The following is a 15,731-nucleotide window of genomic DNA, read 5'->3' on the forward strand; positions in this document are numbered from 1 at the left end:
TGGTTTCACCCCTTCACACTCCCCAGCAGAAGACCTTGGATGTAGTAACGCTGCAGCGCCAGGAACAATAGCAGCACCGGAATCACCGTCACCACTGCGCCAGCCATCATCAATTCCACATCCATGATGTGCTCGCGCGACAGCGCCGCCAGCGCCACCGGCAAGGTGTACTGCTCCTGGTCGGTCAGCACGATCAACGGCCACATGAAGTCGTTCCACGAACCCATGAAGGTGAAGATGGTCAAGGTGACCAGCACCGGCTTGAGCATCGGCAACACGATCTGGAAGAAGATGCGCATCTCGCTGGCACCGTCGATACGCGCGGCCTCGATCAATTCATCCGGAATGCTGCGCGCGTACTGACGCACCAGGAAGATGCCGAACACCGTGGCCAGCGCCGGCACCACCACCCCGCCGATGTTGTTGACCAGGTGCAACTGCTTCATCAGCAGGAACAGCGGCAGCATCGCCACCTGCGCCGGGATCACCAGCGCGGCCATCAGGATCTTGAAGATGCGCTCGCGGCCGACGAACTGCAGCTTGGCGAACGCATAACCGGCCATGGTGTTGACCAGTAGCGAGCCGAGCGTGATCAGCCCGGACACCAGCAAGCTGTTGGCGAAGTTGCGCGCCATGCCGGTGCGCGCGAACAGCTCGTGGTAGTTGGCGGTGGTGAACGCCGACGGCAGCATCGGTGGCGGAAACCGGCTGGCCTCGCCAGTGGGCATGAACGACACCGACAGCATCCATAGCAGCGGTGCCAGGCTGATCACCGCCAGCACCAACAGGCCGCCGTTGATCAGCACGGCATTCCAGCGCGACTCGCCGACATCACGACTCATATCAGGTCCTTCTTGCGGCCAAAGCGCAGCATCACGGTGGTCACCGCCAGGATGATCAGGAACAACAGGAACGCCACCGCCGACGCGCGGCCGAGGTTCCACCACTTGAAGCCTTCTTCGAACATGAAATACAGCACGCTGACGGTGCTTTGCAGCGGGTCGCCGCGGGTCATCACGTAGGGTTCGGCGAACAGCTGGAAGTAGCCGGAAATGGTGATCACGCCCACCACCATCAGCACCGGGCCGAGCATCGGCAAGGTGATGTGCAGGAGCTGCTTCCAGCGCGACGCGCCATCGATGCGCGCGGCCTCATACAGGTCCTGCGGGATCGCCTGCAGCCCGGCCAGGAAGATCACCATGTTGTAGCCGAAGTTCTTCCACACCGCGAACAGCATGATGGTGGGCATCGCCCAGCGTGGGTCGCCCAGCCAGTCGATCGGGGCGATGCCCAGATGGCTCAGGCCGAAGTTCACCAGGCCGTACTTGATATGGAACAGGTAGCGCCAGATGACCGCCACCGCTACCAGCGTGGTCACCACCGGCGCGAACAAGGCGGTGCGGAACAGCGCCTTGAAGCGCGAGGCCTTGGCGTTGAGCAGCAGGGCCGCGCCCAGCGACACGCCGATCGACATCGGCACGCCCAGCAGCACGAAGTAGGTGGTGTTCCACAGCGACTTCCAGAACAGCGGCGTCTGCAGCAGGTCGATGTAGTTGCCCAGGCCGACGAAGCGCAGATGGCTGCTGTCGGCCAGTGCGTACAGGTCGAAGTCGGTCACGCTGAGCACCAGCGCGGCGAACACCGGCACGCCGAAGAACATGCCCAGCACCATGATCGACGGCGCGGCAAAGACCCAGCCGGCGACGGAATTGCGCTTCATCATCGTGCGGCTCCCTGATCCGCTGCGGCGGCTGGCGCGGTGGTGCCTGCAGCCGCTGGCTTCACTGCCGGCGGAGCCGTGTCACCGGCCGGGCCGACATGCCCGCCCTCCTGCTCGAAGATCCAGCGGCGCTTGGCCAAGATTTCGTCCACGCGTTGATCCAGTTCCTGCACGGCGGCTTCGTGCGATTGCCCGCCGCGTACCACGCGCTCGGTGACCAGACGCATTTCCTGCACGATGCGCTCCCACTCCAGCACCTTCGGCGTGGCCTTGACCCGCTCCAGCTGGTCGCCGAAGGCATGCGCCAGTTCGTCGTTGGCCAGCGAAGGCAGCTTCCAGGTACTGCGACGCGGCGGCAGGTCGCCGATGATGGCGTGGAAACGCGCCTGCACCTGCGGCTGCGACAGGTATTCGATCAGCTTCCAGCTGGCGTCCTTGTGTTGCGAGGACTTGAAGATCACCAGGCTGGAACCGCCGGCGATGCCGGCACCCAAGCCAGTGGGCCCCGGCAACGGCGCGGTGCCCCACTTGCCCTCCATGCCCGGCGGCTGGCGCAGCTTGAACTCGCGCACGTTCCACGGGCCGGACAGATAGAAGGCGTAATAGCCGTTGAAGAATTCGTACCAGACATTGGAGACCTGGGTCTCTGAGACCTTGGGCGCCCAGCCCTGCTGATACATGTTGTCGTAGAAGCCCAGTGCCTTGCGGAAACCGGCGCCACGGAAGTTGCCGTAGTTGTCGTGGTCGCGCAGCAGGCGGTCGTCCTGCTGCAGCGCGAACGACAATTGCTGCTCGAATTCGTTGAGCGGCATCAGGATGGCGTAGCGGTCGGGGCCGACCTTGCGCTTGATCGCGGCCATCACCTGTTCCATCTCGGCCCAGGTCTTGGGCATTTCGCTATAGCCGGCCTCGCGCAGCAAGTCCTTGCGATAGAACAGCAGCCGCGTGTCCACATACCACGGCACGCCGTACAGCGTGCCATCGACCAGATTGGTGTCCCACACGCCGGGGAAATAATCGGCCGGGTCGACAACGCTGGAGCGCGCCACGTACGGCTGCATCGGCTCCAACGTGTCCAGCAGCGCGAACTCCGGCAGCCAGGTGTTGCCGAGCTGGCACACATCCGGCAGGCCATCGGCGGCAAAGGCGGTCAGCAGTTTTTCGTGTGCCGCCGTCATCGGGATGTTCTGCACATCCACGTGGATGGTGGGGTTCTGCTTTTCGAAATCAGCCACCAGCTCGGCGACCACTTCGGCCTCCTTGCCCATCGCCCAGAAGCGCACCGTGGTCTTGCCCGGATCGGAGCGTTCGCATCCCGTCGCACCTGCACACAGGGCGACGGCCAACATCAACAGTTTCAAAAGGCGCACGGATTACTCGGGTTTCTGGCGTTGCGAGGGGTCTTGCTGGGCCTGGGCGGCGGCGGCACGCGATTCGGCCATGCCCAGCGCGCGCGCGGCGGCCTTCTGCTCGTCCTTCTGCGGCGCCGGCTGCGGCTCGCCCTCCGGAGTGAGCCAGCCGCCGGTGAAGCCGGCGCGTTCCAGACCGGAGCGGATGTAGGGGTTCTTCTTCATCACGTTCCAGACGAATTCGTTCTGGTAGTTGGCGATCATCGTCAGGATCGGGCCCTGGTCGATGGCGATGTAGTCGCTGGCCACCCAGCCACGGTCCGGCACCATGCGCCCGGTCTTGATCGGGATGTCGTAGTTGAAACTGGGGTTGAACGAATCCAGGAACCCGTAGCTCGAATACAGGAAGTCGCCATAGCGCTTGTGCATCTCTTGGGTGGCAGGAATCACCACTTCCGGGGCGAACACGATCGAGGAGATCGCCGCAGTCGGGGCGATGGTGCCGTCGTCGAAATTCTCGCGCAGACCGGCGCCGCGCGAAGAGTAATGGCGGAACTGGCGCTGCTCGCCGCGGTATTCCTGGCTGGTGTTCTGCGGACCGTCGCTGGCGGTCAGGCCCCAGACGTTTTCGCCGTAGTCCTTCCACTTCATCGGGTTGTCGATGGCGTAGTCGCGCTGCGCCAACGTGGCGCGGCGGCTGTTGAGGAAGTAGTCGATGCCGCGTTCGCGCATGTACTGGTCCTGGATATCGCGGAAGTCGATCCAGACATGGCTGTATTGGTGGCCGAACAGCGGGCCGAACGACAGGTATTCCTGGCCCTGATACACGCCCCAGTCGTTATTGTAGGTGCGGGTCCAGCTGGTCCAGGCGTCCGGGTCGACGCCATGCGTCGGCGAGCCCAGCGCGAGGATGTACAGCATCATCGCCTCGTTGTAGCCCATCCAGTCGTGGTTGATGAAGCCGCTCTCGGGGAACCAGCCCATCGAGATCAGCGGCGCGCGCTGTTGCAACCAGCGCCAGTCCACGCGCTTGTACAGCGTGTCGGCGATCTGGCGGATCTCCTTTTCGCGCGGGTCGTCGCCGTCGTAGTACGACTGGGTGAACAACACGCCCATCATCAGCAGCGCGGTGTCCACGCTCGACAGCTCGACCCAGCTGTCGTAGCGGTTGCCCTGCTGCATGTCCAGAAAATGGTAGTAGAAGCCCTTGTAGCCGGCCCGGCCGGTCTTCTGCGGACCCATCGGCGCGTCGCGGAAGAATTTCAGCGTGGTCAGGGTGCGGTCGATCGCCTGATTGCGACTGACCCACCCGTTCTCGATGCCGATCGGATAGGCGGTCAACGCGAATCCGACCGACGCAATGCTGGCAAACGGGCGCGACGGAAACCGATCCGGCGACAGGCCGTTGACCTCGTTGGTGGTGTCCCAGAAGAACTGGAATGTGCGGCGTTCGATGTCCGAAAACAGCGGCGGCAGCGGCGGCTTGACCGGTTTGGGCGGCAGTTGCGCCTCAACCAGGATGACTTTGACCGGTGCCTTCTTTTCGGCCACCTTGGGTTCCTCGGCTTGCTTGCACGACGCCAAGACCAGCGCGCCCAGCAAGAGTGGAATCGTCAACCATCGCGACGTGTTGCCCCTATCCATCCGCCCCCCACGTGTGTAATCGATTACATCTGACACGCCAACCTACCCTATCCAGGCGCCGAGTTCGACCGCCCTGGCGTTGCGGCCAGGGCGGTCGAGCACCTCACCAGTTCAGGCCGAAGGCCAGACGGAAGGTACGCATCGGCGACGCCAGCACACCGGTCGGTGTGCCGTAAGCCGTGTTCAAGTCCTGCAATGTTCCGGTATCGCCGTTGAAGGTGGCGTAATTAACCCAGTTGAACACGTTGAGGATATCCGCACGCACATTGAATTTGACACCACCGCCGGTGTCCCACTCTTTATTGGCGGCAATGCTGAATTCCTTGTAGCCCAGCGTGCCATCCGGCTTGAACTGGATGATCTCGCACTGGTCGTTGCCGGCCAGGCAATTCTGGCCATAGCGCGCGGTCTGGCTGGCCAGCGACAGCTTGCCGGACAGCTTGATCTCATACGGCAGCTCGTAGATGCCGGTGACCACCAGGCGGTTCTTGGGGATGCCGCCGGCCTCGCGCCAGCCATAGTCCTGGATGCGTTCGCGGTCCAGCGCATAGTGCTCGCCGAACTGCCGGTTCTCCTTCGCATCGGAATAGGTGTAGGCCACGGTCAGGCCCCAGCCGGATTCTTCGTCGAAGGGCTTTTCCACCTGCAAGGCGAGCTGGTTGTTGCGGGTTTCCACGCCATTGGTGCCCAGCACGATGGCGCTATAGCCGTTCGGGCCGTCGGTCGGCACGCCGGAGGTGGTGCCCGGCTGGAAGAACGACCCGTCCGGCAGGCGGTTGCCGCGCACGAAGGCGAAACCGTCATGGCTTTCGATGCGGCTCAGGGTGACATCGGTGAACCAGTCCTGGCCCCACAACGGCACCATGTTGCGCATGCCGATGCTGAATTGATCGGAGTACGGGGTCTTGAGGTGGTTGTCGATCAGGTAGACCTCACGTCCGCCACCGCCGGTGCTGTTGGCCGTAAGTGTGTTCAAGCCATCCTGACTGTTGTATGCCGGATTCCAGGCCGTGCACGGGTCGCCCAGGCAAGCGGGGTTGTTGGCGCTGGTGAAGTAGTAGCTATACGACTTGAAGGAGTTGTTGAGCTGCTCCAGTGCCAGGTAATCGAAGATGTTGCGGTCATAGGCACGACCGGCGCCACCATAGATCACGTGGGCCTGATCGCCGAACAGGTCGTAGGAGGCGCCCAGACGCGGCTGCCAGGCATTCTTGAACGCCTTGCGGTTGTTGCCGGTGCTGATGAAGTCGTTGATGTTGTAGTTGGCGTTGCGCAGGTTCGGCCAGTTCTGCAGCGCGCTGGCGACATCCGAGGGGGTCAAGAAATCCAGGAATGCCGGGGTTTGCTCGTAGTCGTAGCGCACGCCCAGGTTCAAGGTCCAGTGCTCGTTGACCTCCCAGTCGTCCTGCAGGTAGATGCCGTACTGCTTGTTCTTGGACACCACCGAACCGCCACCTTCCACCAGCGGCGCACCGAAGCGCACGCGGTACGGCGTTTGCACGTCGGTGAGGATGTTGTAGTAGTACTGCGGGTTGGCCGGGTTGAACTGGGTCGAATCCAGGTCGATGCTCTTGAACTTCACGCCCATCTTGACGGTGTGCGCACCGTGCCATTCCAGGCGGTTCAAGGTCAGGTCGTCCTGGAAGGTCCAGCCCTTCTGCCCCTTGCGCTGGAAGCTGCTGCCGGCGCCTGCCGCCAGGATGTCGGTCTCGTTGCCGCGCACCGGTGCGTAGCTGAGGATGTAGCCGTTGCCGTTGTTGATCGGCGCCTGGTTCCAGAACGCGCTTTCGTAGCTCAGGTTGGCCTCGTTGAGGAAGTTGGCGCCGCTGTACTGCCAGCGCAGGTTGGCGCGCTTTTCTTCCTGGCCGTTGATGCTGCCGTGCTCGTAGGTCGAGGTGCGGCCGACGTCGTTGAGCTCGTCTTCCTTGCGGTACTTGCCGGTCAGCTCGAACAGGTTGTTCTCGCCGATGGTCCAGTCGATCTTGCCGAAGTACAGGTCTTCCTTGAACGGCGTACTCGAGGTCACCACCAGCGGCTGCAGCTGGGCCGGCAACTGGTCGACGCGGTCCGAATAGATCGAGCCGGGAATCACCACGTTCGGGGTGGTGTATTCCTTGGCTTCATAGGCGATGAAGAAATGCGCCTTGTCCTTGAGGATCGGGCCGCTGAAGGTGGCGCCGTACTGGGTTTCTTCGAAGTCGTCGCGCACGCCGGCCTTCTTCTCCAGCGGGCTTTCCTCGCGCCAGCTGTCGTTGCTGGTGTCCCAGAAGAAGCTGCCGTGGAAATCGTTGGTGCCGGACTTGGACGAGGCCACGATGGCCGCGCCGCTGACCTGGTCGAACTCGGCCTTGTAATTGGAGGTGATGACCTTGTATTCGCCGATCGCCGACTGCGGGAACGGGTTGCCGCGGCTGGAATCCTGGCCGCTCACGCCGCCGGTGAGCACGTAGTTCTTCTGGCTCACGCCGTCGATGTAGACGTTGGTGCCTTCGGCCGAGGTGGCGCCGGTGCGTACCTTGGTGGTGCCGTTGGCCTCGCGGGTGAACTGCACGTTCGGCACGGTGTCGGCCAGTTCCAGGAAGTTGCGCGTGGCACGCGGCAGGTTCTGGATCTGCACGTTGGAAATGTAGGTGGCGTTCTCGGAGGTGCGCGTCTCCACCAGCACCGGCGGCGCCTTCACCTGCACCGCGTCCAGCGTGGTGGCGTTACCACCCGCGGCGGTGGCCGGCTCGCCGCCGACGCCCAGGTTCAAGGTCGCGGTCTGGCCGACCTGCACGGTGACGTTCTGCGAACTGGTCTGGCCATTGGCGGTGACATCGATGCGGTACGAACCCGGCGGCAGGCCGCCCACCGAATAGCCGCCATTGCTGACCTGCACGGTGCGGGTCAGGCCGGTGGCCAGATTGGTGGCGGTGACCTGCGCCTGGGCGGCAGGTGCGGCATCGACGGTGACCTGCCCGCGGATGGTCGCAGCGGTGCTCTGTGCGAAGGCCGGAGCGGCGCCGAGCAGCAGGCAGCTGGCAAGCGCGCAGCTGAGCAGCTTGCGCGCCGGACGGGCGGAATGGGGGTGGTGGTGGCGCATGGTCGTCCCTCCAGGGATCGGTACAGATTGTTGTTGTGGCAGTGCAGTGGTGCAGGAACAGCCGCTGCGGGGACAGCGGGAGCGGACAGGACGTCCGCGAAAAGGTCGGCCCGGAAACGCGTGGCCGGAAAGGTCAGTGAGCCGATTGGCCGGTACCGCAGGAGGCACGGATCACCAGCTCGGGCGTCAGCAACTGGCGGATGCCGTCGTCGCGGTCAGGCGTTTCGACCAGGCGCATCAGCCGGGTCATCGCCTGCTCGCCCAGCCGGGCGATGCTCACCCGCATGGTGGTCAGCGCGGGATGGACAAAGCGGGCCAGCGGAATGTCGTCAAAACCCGCCAGCGCCACGTCGCCAGGCACCGACACATCAGCCTGGGCGAACGCGTACAGGCAGCCCAGCGCGGTCATGTCGTTGGCGGCGAACACCGCATCCGGCAACGCGCCGGCCGCCAGCATCGCCAGCCCGGCGCGGTGGCCGGAGGCTTCGTCGAAGTCGCCCGGGTATTCCACGCCCTGCGCCTGCGCACCGAACGCAGCAAGCGCATCGCGGAAGCCGCGCAGGCGTTCGCGCGCATCGAAGTTCAGCGCCGGGCCACCGATGAAGGCGATGCGGCGGTGCCCGGCCCGCAACAGGTGCTCGGTCATGGCCATGGCACCGGCGTGGTCGTCGATGCTCAGCACCGGATAGTCGGCACCGGGCAGGTGCGCATTGATCAACACCGTCGGCAGCGACTGCGGCAGGTTGTCGGTGAGGAACCCCGGCTGCTCGGCGTAGGGCGAGAGCACCAGCAGGCCATCGACGCGCCCGCGCATCGAGCGCAGCGCCCTGCCCTGGGCTTCCGGATCGCCGTGGTAGCTGGACACCAACAGGTGCTGGCCGGCCGCGCGCGCTGCGCCGTCGATGCCACGGATCAATTCGGAAAAGAATTCGCCATACAAGTCCGGCAGCACCACGCCCAGGGTCTGCGAGCGCCGGCTGCTCAGGCTGCGCGCGGCCGCATGCGGGCTGTAGCGCAGCCGCTCGGCCACCTCCAGCACCTGCTGGCGCACCGGTCCGGCAACGTTGTCGTGCCCGTTGAGCGCACGCGACACCGTTGCGACGGAGACCTGCGCTTCCCGAGCGACATCTTTGATGGTGACCGCACCCTTGGCCATTCGTGTCGCCCTCCGCGACCGACTTCCCAAAACTGGCGCGGACTGTAAGCGTTTTCATACAGAGGCGTAAACCCCTATCTTCACATGCGTGAAAACGCTTACAGATCAATCAGCTGCAGGTGAGGAGCACGTGAAGCAATGTGCTGCGTCGCAACAAATATGCACCCATGCGTCCACATGCGAAGCAGGATGCAGGTCACGATTTGCTGGTCAATCCAGTCTTGCCAGGACCGCACGGACCGGCGCCTGCACCGGCACTCCCGCGGCCTTGCCGGCTGCACCCTGACGCTCGCTGCCGAGAAGGCAATCACCGCTGAGCCCGGCAGTTCTGATCACAGCAGACGGCCCGGTACGACCGCCGGCGTTCCCCGCGACGTTCAGCCAACCTCGCCCGGCGCGAAGGCCTCGATCGACAAGGCATGAATATCGGTCTGCATCATCTCGCCCACCGCGGCGTACACCGCGCGATGCCGTGCCAGTGGCGGCTTGCCGACAAATGCGGCGCTGACCACGCGCACATTGAAGTGCCCGCGCCCGTCGCGCGCACCGGCATGGCCGGCATGCCGCGCGCTGTCGTCGACGACGTCCAGTTCGGTGGGCGCCAGTGCCGCCTGCAACGCTGCGCGGATCTGCTCGACCCGGCTCATGGCAATACCCGGCGGAATGGGCGGACCTCGGTGCGCGTATACACGCCCGCTTCCACATAGGGGTCGGCATCGGCCCAGGCGCGCGCATCCTCCAGGGCGTCGAACTCGGCAATCACGACGCTGCCGGTGAAACCGGCCGGACCTGGATCTTCGGCGTCGATGGCCGGACACGGGCCCGCCACCAGCAACCGCCCAGCAGCCGCAAGCGCCTGCAGACGCGCCAGATGCGCCGGCCGCGCCTGCTGCCGTGCCGCCACTGCGTCGGCCCGGTCATATCCCTCGATTACGTACCACACACGCCACCTCGCCCAAGACTGGAAGATCACCGCACCGATTCTAGCCGCGTCGGCGCTGGACACCGCCCCCGCGCACGCATTACCCTTGGCACCACTGCACACGCAACCGGACGCAGCGGCCCGTCGGCCCAGGCGCAGCGCTCTTCCCGACGACCGATTCGCTGCCCACCGCCGGTCCGCGTAGACGACCTCCTCGCTGTTCCGTCGCCGCATGCCACGCGGCGGACGTTGTATGTGGATTTGTGGGATCGTGCCGGCACAGGCACGACATTGATCGCAATAACTCAAGGCAAAGCCCTGCAGGCGCGGCTTAAGACCGCCGCCGGCGACCGCAAGACCGATGTCGACCTGATGAATTCCGAACTCGCGCACGTCGCGACTCCGCCAGCCACGAGCGCGCCGCCACAGCAGCAGGAAATGCCGCTGGCGGTGGTGCATGGGCAACCGGTGCTGCAGATTCCGCAGGATCTGTATATCCCGCCGGATGCGCTGGAAGTCATCCTGGATGCCTTCGAAGGCCCGCTGGACCTGCTGCTGTATCTGATCCGCCGCCAGAACCTGGACATCCTGGACATCCCCGTCGCCGAGATCACCCGGCAATATGTGGACTACATCAATGTGATGCAGGAGCTGCGCTTCGAACTGGCAGCCGAATATCTGGTAATGGCGGCAATCCTGGCCGAGATCAAATCGCGCATGCTGTTGCCGCGCCCTCCCAGCCAGGATGGCGAAGAAGAAGATCCGCGCGCCGAGCTGGTACGCCGCCTGCAGGAATACGAACGCTTCAAGCAGGCCGCCGAGGATCTGGACACCCTGCCCCGCATGGGCCGCGACAGCGCGCCGGTGCAGGCGCATCTGCCCGAGCGCGCAGCGGTGAAGCTGCCGCCGCCGGTGGAGCTGAAAGAAATGCTGATGGCGCTGTACGACGTGCTCAAACGCGCCGAGCTGTTCACCGGCCATGCGATCAAGCGCGAGGCGCTGAGTGTGCGCCAGCGCATGGGCGATGTGCTCAGCCGCCTGGACGATGGCAAGTTCTACCGTTTCGAATCGCTGTTCACTGCCCAAGAGGGCAAGCTCGGCGTGCTGGTCACCTTCCTGGCGCTGCTCGAACTGGCCAAGGAGCAGTTGCTGGACATCGTGCAGGAAGCGCCGCTTGCGCCGATCTACGTGAAGTCGCTGGCGTTGGGCAATACCAATGCGCCGTTGCAATTCTCCAGCGAATTCGACGATAGCGATGCCGCCAACGAACCTATCTGAAGCCGATCACCGAATGGATCAAGCGCTGATCACCCGCATTATCGAAGCCGCCCTGTTGGCGAGCAGCCAGCCGCTGACGCTGGCGCAACTGCAGGGCCTGTTTCCGGAAGAAGAGCCGGCACCGCCCGGCAGCGTGGAGCGCGCGCTGGAACTGCTGCGCGAGGCCTGCGCCGAGCGCGGCGTGGAACTGGTCGAAGTGGCCTCCGGCTTCCGCTTCCAGGTCAAGGCCGATGTGCATGGCTGGGTCGCCCGGCTGTGGACCGAGCGCCGCACCAAGTACACCCGCGCCACGCTGGAGACCCTGGCGCTGATCGCCTACCGCCAGCCGATCACCCGCGGCGAGATCGAGCAGGTCCGCGGCGTGGCCGTCAGCAGCAACATCATCCAGGCGCTGGAAGAGCGCGAATGGATCCGCGTGGTGGGCCACCGCGACGTGCCCGGCAAGCCGGCCCTGTTCGGCACCACCAAGGGCTTTCTGGATTACTTCGGGCTCAAGCGATTGGACGAGCTGCCGCCATTGTCTGAGTTGAAGGACATCGCCGAGCTGGAACCGCAGCTGCCGCTGGACCGCGACGGGCAACTGGATGGCGCCGTGCCCGCGGCGGCAGCGATGGACGCGGCGCAGGATCAGGCCGATGCAGATCAGGCTGACGCCGAGGGCGGCGATACGGGTGCTGACGATGCGGATGCTGGCGGTACCGACGCGGATGTGGAAGCTGGCGCTGCGGCTGACGACAGCGGCACCGGCGCTTTGCAAGATAGTTTGGAAATGGACGAGGCCGACGCCGAGCGCGATACCGAAATTGAAAGTGACGCCGACGCCGACCAGCATGCACAGCAATCGCCTGACGATGCCGCAGTCGACCAGCAACACCACGGTCTCGATGAGGCGATCGACACCGAAGCGGTCGACGCAGTAAACGACCAGACACCGCAACACCCCGAGCATGGCTCGGCGCACGAGAAGAACACGCAGGACCCAGACGACGCCCGTGAGGGCGACCCCGACACCGCGCCGGGAACGCGCGCGGATGCAGTGAACGAAGACGAAGACAACGCCGTCGCGACGACGACCGTGGCTGTTGACGAAGCCGATTCCGACCCAGAGGCCGACCCGCAACGCGGCGGCCGGAGCCAGACACATGAGTGACACCCCCCGCAAGCTGTCGTTGAACAAGCTTTCTCTCAAGCGCGACAGCGCGCCCGAAGCGCCCAAGCTGGAAGAGCGCCTGCACAAGGTGCTGGCCCAGGCCGGCCTGGGTTCGCGCCGCGCGCTGGAACAGCGCATCGCCGACGGCCTGATCAAGGTCAATGGCGCCGTCGCGCAGACCGGCATGTCGGTGCGCAGCGGCGACAAGATCGAGTTGGACGGCCGCAGCTTCGTGGCCAGCGCGCTGACCGAGCCCTCGCGCGTGCTGATCTACAACAAGCCCGAAGGCGAAGTGACCACGCGCGAAGATCCCGAAGGCCGCCCGACCGTGTTCGAGTCGCTTCCGGTTTTGAAGGGCTCGCGCTGGATCGCCATTGGCCGCCTGGACATCAACACCACCGGCCTGCTGCTGCTCACCACCGACGGTGAGCTGGCCAACGCGATGATGCACCCCTCCTACGAGGTCGAGCGCGAATACGTGGTGCGCGTGCGTGCACCGGAAGGCGAAGAAAAAGTCTCCGATGCCATCATCGAGCGCCTGTCGCGCGGCGTGCTGCTGGAAGACGGTGGCGCCAAATTCGACGAGATCGAACGCATCGGCGGTACCGACTCGCACGACTGGTTCCGCGTGGTGGTCAAGGAAGGCCGCAACCGCGAAGTGCGCCGCCTGTGGGAATCGCAGGGTTGCCAGGTCAGCCGCCTCAAGCGCAGCCGTTACGGCAAGATTTCGCTGCCGCGCGAGTTGCTGCGCGGGCACTCGGTGGAAGTGGCGCAGGACAAGGTCGACGCCTTGCGCGCCGAACTGAAACTGGAAGAAGGCGCGCCGTCGGCACTGACCCTGCAGCCTGTGATCGGTCAGCGCCGCGCCGCCAAGTCGACCGTGCACGTCTCACGCGATGGCCGCAGCAATGCCTACGTCAACGGCCAGACCTCTGGCGCAGATGAAGGCCGCGAACTGCGGCGTTTCGACAACTTGCGCGAAGATCGCGGTCGCGGCGGTCGCGGCAAGCCCGGCGGTTTCAGGGGCGGCCTGACAGTCAGCGGCGAAGCGGCCGCCAAGCAATCGCAGCAGCGCCCGTTCAAGCAGCGCGGCCCGGCCAAGGGCGACCGCGGCGCGTTGCCAGACGGCAACCCGGCCGCGTTCCGCAGCTGGTATGTGCCCGATGGCGTGAGCACCGGCCCGAGCGGCCACCGCAATGCCGGCCCGAGCGGCCCGGGCACCGGTCAGGCACGCCCGTATGCCAAGAAAGGACCGGGTGGTGCGCGACCGGGCGCTGGCGGTCCAGGCGGCGCCCGCCCGGGTGGTCCGGGACGCGGCGCTGGCGGCGGACAGGGTCAGTCGCAAGGCCAGGGGCAACGCAAGCACCCGTATGGCCACCCGGGCAACGCACCGAGCTTCCCCTCCGATCACGCCAACCCGGGCTTCAGCCCGTACGGTGCCGCACGCCCTGCTGGTCGCCCGAGCGGTGGGCGACCGGGTCCGGGTGGTAATCGCGGCCCCGCGTCTGCCAACCGTGGCCCCGGCGGTCCCGGTGGCGGCGCTCGCGGCCCGGGTGGCGCACCGCGTGGCCCCGGCGGTCGTCCGCCGGGCGGCGGCAATCGTCGTCCTCCCGGCGGTAATCGCGGTCGTTGAGCGTCAACCGATCCGCGCAATAAAAAACGGCCCTGCAAAGGGCCGTTTTTATGTGGCGGACGGTATAGGACATCGACTGAAGCAGAGAAGCTGCCGCGTATCCGGTCGTACAGTCGTTTAACGAAAGCCATTCCCTTGCAGCGCCATCGCGATGCAGACACCGCACCGACCGGTTGAATGAGCGCGATCCCGATGCTGCGACCTGGATCGGCAACACGACTGCGCGGCCTTCGGGTGGGCGCGACCGTTGCTCGACATCGACACCTGCCACCCGTGCGCTCCGGTGTCGGGCGCGCAGCGCACGCCCATCCGGGGACAGCCCGCTCAGCTTGTTACCGCTCTTACTTGCGACGCTCGATCACGAAGTTACCCACGTTGACACCCAGGTCCACGCCCTCGCCTGTGCCTGCCAGCGCAAGCGAGATATCGCCCTTGGTGACGACCTGTGCGGTGCTGGACTTCACGACGCCCGCGTGCGCTTCGGCGGCGGCATACGTGCCGAACAGGTCGTTGAGGCTATAAGCACCGCTGAAGGTGCCGCGGCCGCCGACGATCTTGGATTTACCGACCGTCAGGCCACCGCCTTTGCTGGAGATCTTGACCGGAATGACCGCACCGTTATCGCACTTGATGGTGCCGGTACCGCTGGCGGTTTTGTAGAACACCGACCAGCCGGACAAGTTGAACGACAGCTGGCAATCGATGTTGCCGGCGGCCTGCGCCTGCGGAGCCAGCGTGGCGGCGCCAAGCAGCGCGATGAGCGAAAGTGACTTGATCATGTGAGCAGTGCCAGTGGTGGACGTGGCGCGAGACTAGCAGCGCCGATGTGGCAGCCGCGACAAGATTCCAGCGCGGCGCAGGCGTTTGTTCAGCGGGGTCTTAGCCAAGTCCGACAGGGCAACAGAGCTGCCGCCTGCGGCCGCGACATGGGATGATTGCCGCATGCCACGCATCGTCTACAGCCTGCTCGCCAGCGCACTGCTGCTGCCCGCCCTCGCCCACTGCGGCGAGGCGATTCCCACCCAGGGTTACACCGTCGTCAAGACCTATCCGCACGATACCGCTGCCTTTACCGAAGGCCTGTTCTATCTGGACGGGCATCTCTACGAGAGTACCGGCGAGCTGGGCCAGTCCAGCGTGCGCAAGGTCGACCTGGACAGCGGCAACGTCCTGCAGCAGGTCAATACGCCGCCGCCTTTCTATGGCGAAGGCATCGTGGCCTGGAAAGATCGCCTGATCCAGCTGACCTGGCGCAATCAGCGCGGCTTCGTCTACGACCTGGCCACGCTGGCACCGCGTACCCAATTCACCTATTCCGGCGAGGGCTGGGCGCTGACCAGCGATGATCGCCAGCTCTATATGAGCGACGGAACCGCCAACATCCGCCGGCTGGATCCGCAGAGCCTGAAACAGATCGGCAGCATCAAGGTCACCGCCCGCGGCAAGCCGCTGGACAACCTCAACGAGCTGGAATGGGTCAAGGGCCAGTTGCTGGCCAACGTGTGGCTGACCACCCGCATCGCACGCATCGACCCCGCCAACGGCAAGGTCATCGCCTGGGTCGACCTCAAGGCACTGGTGCCAGACCCGGACACCTTGACCGACCCCACCAACGATGTCCTCAACGGCATCGCCTACGACGCCGCGCACGATCGCTTGTTCGTCACCGGAAAGCGCTGGCCGAAGATCTACGAGATCAAGCTGGCTCAGTAGCCGGGATTAGAGATTCGGGATTCGGGATTGGCGACAGCGGCCGGGCTTGCAACTGCCCGGCAGCAGCCTGTGCCGATCCCGGAT

13 protein-coding genes are annotated in these 15,731 nt (G+C 65.0%); 4 read left to right on the forward strand and 9 right to left on the reverse strand.

Features of this window, described 5'->3' with window-relative positions; translation table 11 throughout:
* Positions 1–5: 5 nt before the first annotated feature.
* The 8 genes from HLH45_RS16160 to HLH45_RS21840 all read right to left on the reverse strand — a co-directional run bounded on the left by HLH45_RS16160 (position 6) and on the right by HLH45_RS21840 (position 9,894).
* Positions 6–842, reverse strand: a complete 837-nt coding sequence (locus tag HLH45_RS16160) for a carbohydrate ABC transporter permease (RefSeq protein WP_008575057.1) — start codon at positions 840–842, stop codon at positions 6–8.
* Positions 839–1,723: a carbohydrate ABC transporter permease gene (locus HLH45_RS16165; RefSeq protein WP_008575059.1), complete on the reverse strand. Its 885-nt coding sequence runs from the start codon at positions 1,721–1,723 to the stop codon at positions 839–841. Before HLH45_RS16165 ends, HLH45_RS16160 begins: the two co-directional genes overlap by 4 nt.
* The gene (locus HLH45_RS16170) at positions 1,720–3,090 is read right to left on the reverse strand and encodes a sugar ABC transporter substrate-binding protein (protein WP_031422949.1); all 1,371 of its coding nucleotides are present in this window, start codon (positions 3,088–3,090) and stop codon (positions 1,720–1,722) included. Before HLH45_RS16170 ends, HLH45_RS16165 begins: the two co-directional genes overlap by 4 nt.
* A 3-nt stretch (positions 3,091–3,093) precedes the next feature.
* Positions 3,094–4,713, reverse strand: coding sequence for a glucoamylase family protein (locus HLH45_RS16175; RefSeq protein ID WP_041469659.1), 1,620 nt, complete (start codon positions 4,711–4,713; stop codon positions 3,094–3,096).
* Between the two features lie 103 nt (positions 4,714–4,816).
* Entirely contained in the window at positions 4,817–7,795 is a 2,979-nt protein-coding gene (locus HLH45_RS16180; protein ID WP_008571807.1) for a TonB-dependent receptor, read from the reverse strand.
* Between the two features lie 133 nt (positions 7,796–7,928).
* The gene (locus HLH45_RS16185; protein ID WP_008571806.1) at positions 7,929–8,951 is read right to left on the reverse strand and encodes a LacI family DNA-binding transcriptional regulator; all 1,023 of its coding nucleotides are present in this window, start codon (positions 8,949–8,951) and stop codon (positions 7,929–7,931) included.
* A gap of 377 nt (positions 8,952–9,328) precedes the next feature.
* Positions 9,329–9,598, reverse strand: a complete 270-nt coding sequence (locus HLH45_RS16190) for a BolA family protein (RefSeq protein WP_008571805.1) — start codon at positions 9,596–9,598, stop codon at positions 9,329–9,331.
* Positions 9,595–9,894 (reverse strand): YciI family protein, encoded by a 300-nt coding sequence (locus HLH45_RS21840; RefSeq protein WP_014090321.1) that lies wholly within the window; start codon positions 9,892–9,894, stop codon positions 9,595–9,597. Before HLH45_RS21840 ends, HLH45_RS16190 begins: the two co-directional genes overlap by 4 nt.
* A 228-nt stretch (positions 9,895–10,122) precedes the next feature.
* On the opposite strand from HLH45_RS21840, the gene HLH45_RS16200 reads away from it, so the two are divergent.
* From HLH45_RS16200 to HLH45_RS16210, 3 genes are read left to right on the forward strand one after another with little or no spacing between them, the layout of a single operon-like run.
* Positions 10,123–11,151, forward strand: a complete 1,029-nt coding sequence (locus HLH45_RS16200; protein ID WP_029819552.1) for a segregation and condensation protein A — start codon at positions 10,123–10,125, stop codon at positions 11,149–11,151.
* 13 nt (positions 11,152–11,164) lie between these two features.
* Positions 11,165–12,301, forward strand: a complete 1,137-nt coding sequence (scpB, locus tag HLH45_RS16205) for an SMC-Scp complex subunit ScpB (RefSeq protein ID WP_008571801.1) — start codon at positions 11,165–11,167, stop codon at positions 12,299–12,301.
* Complete coding sequence (locus HLH45_RS16210; RefSeq protein WP_046931924.1) at positions 12,294–13,934, forward strand: pseudouridine synthase; 1,641 nt, start codon at positions 12,294–12,296, stop codon at positions 13,932–13,934. The genes scpB and HLH45_RS16210 overlap by 8 nt, the downstream gene beginning before the upstream one ends.
* Positions 13,935–14,275: 341 nt before the next feature.
* Here HLH45_RS16210 and HLH45_RS16215 read toward each other — a convergent pair whose 3' ends face one another.
* The gene (locus HLH45_RS16215; RefSeq protein ID WP_003487019.1) at positions 14,276–14,713 is read right to left on the reverse strand and encodes a hypothetical protein; all 438 of its coding nucleotides are present in this window, start codon (positions 14,711–14,713) and stop codon (positions 14,276–14,278) included.
* 163 nt (positions 14,714–14,876) lie between these two features.
* Between HLH45_RS16215 and HLH45_RS16220 the strand changes: the two genes are divergently transcribed.
* Entirely contained in the window at positions 14,877–15,647 is a 771-nt protein-coding gene (locus HLH45_RS16220) for a glutaminyl-peptide cyclotransferase (protein ID WP_008573815.1), read from the forward strand.
* Positions 15,648–15,731: the final 84 nt, after the last annotated feature.

Source organism: Xanthomonas euvesicatoria, assembly GCF_013112235.1.
GTDB lineage: Bacteria > Pseudomonadota > Gammaproteobacteria > Xanthomonadales > Xanthomonadaceae > Xanthomonas > Xanthomonas euvesicatoria.